This is a genomic window from Micromonospora sp. NPDC050686, assembly GCF_040654475.1.
Classification (GTDB): domain Bacteria; phylum Actinomycetota; class Actinomycetes; order Mycobacteriales; family Micromonosporaceae; genus Micromonospora.
In genome coordinates, this window is record NZ_JBFAID010000110.1 from 1 (window position 1) to 6072 (window position 6072).

The 6072-nt window shown below is 73.7% G+C and carries 6 protein-coding genes; 3 read left to right on the forward strand and 3 right to left on the reverse strand.

What is annotated here, in order from left to right:
• The first annotated feature begins 96 nt into the window (after positions 1–96).
• Positions 97–633, forward strand: a complete 537-nt coding sequence (locus tag AB0H57_RS32245; RefSeq protein ID WP_357512466.1) for an IS5 family transposase — start codon at positions 97–99, stop codon at positions 631–633.
• A gap of 78 nt (positions 634–711) precedes the next feature.
• Here the strand turns inward: AB0H57_RS32245 and AB0H57_RS32250 are convergent, their stop codons facing one another.
• From AB0H57_RS32250 to AB0H57_RS32260, 3 genes are all read right to left on the reverse strand, one after another.
• A complete protein-coding gene (locus AB0H57_RS32250) occupies positions 712–1974 on the reverse strand; it encodes an acetyl-CoA C-acetyltransferase (protein ID WP_357512457.1) in 1263 nt (420 codons plus the stop codon).
• Positions 1975–2080: 106 nt separating this feature from the next.
• Complete coding sequence (locus tag AB0H57_RS32255; protein WP_357512459.1) at positions 2081–2884, reverse strand: SGNH/GDSL hydrolase family protein; 804 nt, start codon at positions 2882–2884, stop codon at positions 2081–2083.
• Complete coding sequence (locus AB0H57_RS32260; RefSeq protein WP_357512461.1) at positions 2881–3933, reverse strand: SGNH/GDSL hydrolase family protein; 1053 nt, start codon at positions 3931–3933, stop codon at positions 2881–2883. The genes AB0H57_RS32255 and AB0H57_RS32260 overlap by 4 nt, the downstream gene beginning before the upstream one ends.
• 195 nt (positions 3934–4128) lie before the next feature.
• On the opposite strand from AB0H57_RS32260, the gene AB0H57_RS32265 reads away from it, so the two are divergent.
• Together AB0H57_RS32265 and AB0H57_RS32270 are read left to right on the forward strand one after the other, a co-directional pair.
• Positions 4129–4485 carry a YkvA family protein gene (locus AB0H57_RS32265; RefSeq protein ID WP_357512463.1) on the forward strand — a complete coding sequence of 119 codons (357 nt, stop codon included), beginning with the start codon at positions 4129–4131 and terminating at the stop codon, positions 4483–4485.
• Between the two features lie 78 nt (positions 4486–4563).
• Complete coding sequence (locus AB0H57_RS32270) at positions 4564–5934, forward strand: cystathionine beta-synthase (RefSeq protein ID WP_357512464.1); 1371 nt, start codon at positions 4564–4566, stop codon at positions 5932–5934.
• The last annotated feature ends 138 nt before the right edge of the window (positions 5935–6072 follow it).

The window sequence follows — 6072 nt, forward strand, 5'->3', positions numbered from 1 at the left end:
TGACGCGGACGCCGCGGGGGATCTGGACTGGCACGGCAACGCCGATTCCACGATCGTGCGTGCTCATCAGCACGCCGCGGGTGCGCGTAAAGGGGACTGAGCAGCGGTGACGCAGCGCGACGGGAAGGACTCGGCAAGTCGCGCGGCGGGTGGACCACGAAGATCCACACGATCGGGGACGGGCGGGGCCGGAACCTGACCAGCCACCTGACCCCGGGCCAGGACCACGACACCCGCCAGCTGGTGCGGCTGCTCGACGACGTGGCCGTGGCCCGTCCCGGCGGGACCGGCCGTCCACGCAAGCGCCTCGATTCCCTCTCCGCGGACAAGGCGTACAGCTCGCGCGGCAACCGTCAAGCGCTGCGGGCCCGGCGCATCCCCCACGACATCCCGGAGAAGGACGATCAGAAGGCCAACCGCGCCCGGAAAGGATCACGTGGTGGCCGCCCGCCCACCTTCCGCCCGCACCGCTACCGGCAGCGCAACACCATCGAGCGGCTGATGAACCGGCGCAAGCAGTTCCGCGCCGTGGCCACCAGGTACGACAAGCTCGCCTGCCGCTACCGCGCCACCGTGCAGATCGCCGACATCCTCATTTGGCTACGCGCGAAACCAGACCGCCGCAACCCATGATCCAGGAGACACGGCCTAGAACCCGGTCGCCTCCCCCCCCGGCTCGCCCTGCTGTCGAGCCGGGGGACAGACGGCGGCTCAGCTCAGGCGTTCGAGGACCATCGCCATGCCCTGGCCGCCGCCGACGCACATGGTCTCCAGGCCGATGGTCTTGTCGTGCCAGTCCAGCGCGTTGAGCAGGGTGCCGGTGATCCGCGCGCCGCTCATGCCGAACGGGTGACCGACGGCGATCGCGCCGCCCATCACGTTCAGCTTCTCCTCCGGAATGCCGAGCTCACGGTAGGAGGGGATGACCTGGGCGGCGAACGCCTCGTTGATCTCCACGAGGTCGACGTCGTCGATGGTCATGCCGGCCCGCCGCAGCGCCTGCCGGGACGCCTCCACCGGGCCGAGGCCCATGATCTCCGGGGAGAGCGCGGTGACGCCGGTGGAGACGATCCGGGCCAGCGGGGTGAGCCCGAGGTCCTTGGCCCGCTGGGCGCTCATGACCACCACCGCGGCCGCGCCGTCGTTGAGCGGGCAGCAGTTGCCGGCGGTGACCCGTCCGTCCGGGCGGAACACCGGCTTCAGTTGGGACACCGCCTCCAGCGTCACGCCCGGGCGGGGACCGTCGTCGGTGCTGACCACGGTGCCGTCCGGGGTGGTGACCGGGGTGATCTCGCGGGCCCAGAAGCCGTCCGCGATGGCCTTCTCGGCCAGGTTCTGGCTGCGTACGCCGAAGGCGTCCATGTCCTCGCGGGTCACGTCGTACACCTGGGCGAGGTTCTCCGCGGTCTGCCCCATGGTCAGATAGATGTCGGGAAGCTGACCCGCCTCGCGCGGATCGGTCCACACCTCGGCGCCGCCCTCGGCGCGCCGCATCGAGCGGGCCCGGGCCTCGGCGAAGCGCGGGTTCTCCCAGCCGCCGCCGACCAGCGCCTGCGCCTCCGGCGGCAGGGTGTCGGAGTTGCCCCGGGTGTACCGGGAGACCATCTCGACGCCGGCGGAGACGAACACGTCGCCCTCGCCCGCCCGGATCGCGTGCATGGCCATCCGGGTGGTCTGCAGCGACGAGGCGCAGTAGCGGGTCAGCGTGGCGCCGGGCAGGTTGTCGAGGCCCAGCAGGGTGGCGACCACCCGGGCCATGTTGAAGCCCTGCTCGCCGCCGGGCAGGCCGCAGCCCAGATAGCAGTCGTCGATCTCGGCGGGGTCGAGCTGGGGGACCTTGTCCAGCGCGGCCCGCACGATGGTGGCGGCGAGGTCGTCCGGCCGGACCTCACGCAGGGAACCCTTGAAGGCCCGGCCGATGGGGGACCGGGCGGTGGCGACGATGACGGCGTCGCGGGACGACTCGATCGGCATGAACCAACGTTAACCCGCGGGTAACTTCGCGTGGAAGCGGTCGGCCCGGCGGTAAATGTCACCCGGCGGGGCAGCCACAGCGCGGCGGCCAGCCGCGCCCCGCGGATCAGTGCCGGGAGGAGAGGCTGGCGGCGGCGGCCACCGCCGGCAGCAGCGCGTGCGCCCAGACCCGGTAGCCGTCGGCGGACGGGTGGTAGCCGTCGTGGCAGAGGGTGCCCGCGTCCGCCCGGAACACCGGGCCCGTGTCGGTGGCCAGGTCGACCACCGTGCCGCCGGCCTCCAGCGTCGCGACGGTCTGCGCGCGGGCGATCCGCCGGCCCGACCAGCCGACCAGCTGCCGCAGCGGGGCGGCGATCGCGCGCACCGCGCCGAGGTCGGGGCAGGTGCCGACCACCACCTCGACCCGGGCCTCGCGCAGCCGGCGTACGGCGGCGCCCAGGTAGGCGGCCGCCTCGGCCGGGCGGCGCAGGGCGGTGGCGTCGTTGGCGCCGATCAGGATCACCGCGACGTCCGGGCGTTCACCCAGCAACGCGCGGGCCACCTGGGTGGCCAGGTCGGTCGAGCGGGAGCCGGAGACCCCGACGCTGGACAGGTGGACCCGGCGGCCGGTCGGCCCCTCGGCCAACAGGTGGGCCAGCTGGCCGCCGAGGGTCTCCTCGAAGCGGTCCACCCCGACGCCGAGTGCCGAGGAGTCACCGAGCAGCACCAGGCGCAGCGGCACGGCGGCGGGCCGGCCCACCGTGGCGCGCAGCGCCAGGCCCAGCTCCGGCTCGGCGTACCGGCGGTTGCGGGCGGCGATGGCCTCGCCGGCGAGCACCGCCGCGCCGCCGATCGTGCCGGCGACCAGGGAAAGCGCCGCCGCCCGGCCCAGCCGCGCGACGATCTCACCTCCGGGGCGGTGACCGCTCATGCCAGTCCCTCCAGGGTGGGGGCGTCGGCGGCCCGCCCCGGTCGGGGCACCGCGCCGACGCCGAAGAACGCCCGGCGGCGCAGCTGTGCCCAACGGCCGGCGGGGCCGCGGTCCCGGCCGCGGACCTGGGCGGCGCTGACCTCGGTGCCCGCGTGCCGGGCCGCCTCCTGGGCGGCGTCCGGCAGCGACCGTACGCCGGCGGCGCCGGTCGGCGCGGGCCGCCGCTCGGCGCCGATGCCGAGCGCGGAGATCACCGTGGGCAGCAGCGCGGCGACCGCCATCGCGTAGCCCTCGGCGGAGGGGTGGAACCGGTCCCAGGCGAACATCCGAGCCGGCTCGGCGGTGAACCGGGGGCCGAGCAGGTCACCCAGCGACACCGTCCAGCCGCCCGCCTCGACCACGGCCACCGTCTGCGCGGCCGCGAGCTGCCGGCTCCACCGCCGGGCCAGCCAGCGCAGCGGCGGCTGGATCGGCCGGATCGCCCCCAGGTCGGGACAGGTGCCGACCACCACCTCGCAGCCGGCGGCGCGCAGCGCGCGGACCGCGTCCACCAGATAGCGGACCGCCAGGGCGGGCGGGGTGCGGTTGGTCACGTCGTTGCCGCCGACGAGGATCACCGCGATGTCGGGGCCGACGTCCAGGGCGGACTCGACCTGCGGCTTCAGCCCGGCGGAGAGGCTGCCGACCACGGCGAACCGGTGCAGCCGGACCGGGCGGTGCAGCCGGCGGGACAGGCCGGTGGCGAGCAGCGCCCCGGGCGTCTCCCGGCGGCGGTGCACGCCGTACCCGGCGGCCGAGGAGTCGCCCAGGATGACCATAGTGACCGGCCGGCCCGGGTACCTGGCGCCGTAGACGCCGTCGCAGCGCGGCGGGGGAGCCTCGGCCATCGGGATGGTGCGCCGGGCCTGCCGGGCCTGCCCGAGCAGCACGCCCCCGGTCGCGGCGGCGGCCGCCGCGGTGGCGCCCGTGCCGATCGCCGCCACCCGGGCGATCCGCCACACGCGCCGCCACTGCGGTGCGACCGGTACGACGGAGCCGACGTCCCCCATACCGCGACATTATCGCGGCTGGGCGACACGCCGCTGTCGTCGTGACGGCCGGACCGTGCCTGGGAACAGCCGGACCTGGGTACTTCTTCCGACAGTACGGGCATCGGTGCGTACGGTGACCGGATCGTGACCCGGGACGCGCGGCCCGACTTGCGCACGACCGGCATCCTGACCACGTGGAGAGGGGCGGGAACCATGGGTAGGACGTTGAAGCGGAGCGCGGCGTTCGTCGCGCTGTCCCGGGCGGTGGCGTCGGGGACCAGGGGCGGGCCCTCGCTGGGCACCCGGTTGGCGGCGCTGCCCCGGATGATCCGGGCCACCGCCCGGGGGGAGTACGACGGTGGCCTCCGGCTGGCCATGATGGCGGCGGCCACCGCGTACGTGGTCTCGCCCCTCGACGTGGTGCCGGAGCTGTTCCTCACCGTGTTCGGGCTGGTGGACGACGTGGTCATGATCACCTGGCTGGCCGGCAGCGTGCTCTCCGAGACCGAGCGCTTCCTGGAGTGGGAGTCTCGTCGCGGCTCCGTGATCCCCGGTCATGTGACGCCCTGACGGGACGTACCCTGGGCGCGGACACGCGAGTCATCCGCCCGGCGCCGCAGCCGGTGCCGAGGATAAGGACACATCGAGGTGCAGTACTACGACAACGTCGTCGAGCTGATCGGCAACACCCCGCTGGTGCGGCTGCGCAGCGTCACCGAGGGCATCGGGGCCACCGTGCTGGCGAAGGTGGAGTACGTCAACCCGGGCGGCTCCGTGAAGGACCGGATCGCGCTGCGCATGGTCGAGGACGCCGAGGCGGCCGGCCTGCTCAAGCCGGGCGGCACCATCGTCGAGCCGACCAGCGGCAACACCGGTGTCGGGCTGGCCCTGGTGGCCCAGCTCAAGGGCTACCGGTGCGTCTTCGTCTGCCCGGACAAGGTCAGCGAGGACAAGCGCAACGTGCTCAAGGCGTACGGCGCCGAGGTGGTGGTCTGCCCGACCGCGGTGGCCCCGGAGGACCCGCGCTCCTACTACAACGTCTCGGACCGGCTGACCCGGGAGATCCCCGGCGCCTGGAAGCCGAACCAGTACGCCAACCCGGCCAACCCCCGCTCGCACTACGAGACCACCGGGCCGGAGCTGTGGAAGCAGACCGACGGCCGGATCACCCACTTCGTCGCCGGCGTGGGCACCGGCGGCACCATCTCCGGCATCGGCCGTTACCTCAAGGAGGCGTCCGAGGGCCGGGTGAGGGTCGTCGGGGCGGATCCGGAGGGCTCGGTCTACTCCGGCGGCACCGGCCGGCCGTACCTGGTCGAGGGTGTCGGCGAGGACTTCTGGCCGGAGACCTACGACCGGGGCGTGGCCGACGAGATCATCGAGGTCTCCGACAAGGACTCGTTCGACATGACCCGGCGGCTGGCCCGCGAGGAGGGGCTGCTGGTCGGCGGCTCCTGCGGCATGGCCGTGGTGGCCGCCCTCGAGGTGGCCCGCAAGGCCGGCCCGGACGACGTGGTCGTGGTGCTGCTGCCGGACGGCGGCCGTGGCTACCTGTCGAAGATCTTCAACGACGACTGGATGGCCCGGTACGGCTTCCTCGACGCCTCGGGCACCGAGCCGACCGTCGCCGACGCGCTCTCCAGCAAGCCCGGCGGCCTGCCCGAGCTGGTGCACGTGCACCCGACCGAGACGGTCCGCGACGCCATCGACTACATGCGCGAGTACGGCGTCTCGCAGCTGCCGGTGCTCAAGGCCGAGCCGCCGGTGGTCACCGGTGAGGTGGCCGGCTCGATCGCCGAGAGGGACCTGCTGGATGCGCTCTTCACCGGCCAGGCCCACCTGCACGACACCCTTGAGCGGCACATGGCCGAGCCGCTGCCGATGATCGGTGGCGGGCAGCCGGTGAGCGAGGCGGTGACCCTGCTGGAGAAGTCCGACGCGGCGCTGGTGCTGGTCGACGGCAAGCCCAAGGGTGTGATCACCCGGCAGGACCTGCTGGCGCACCTCGGCGCCCGCTGAGGGTGGTCAGGAGGGGCCCCCGGTTAACGCATTTGGTTTAGCAGGGGCCCCTCCTAATGAGTGTTGCGGGTCGGCCTCAGGCAGACTCGTCCGGTGGTAGCCGCCGGTGGGTGAGCACTCGTCCCTCCTGGATCTTGA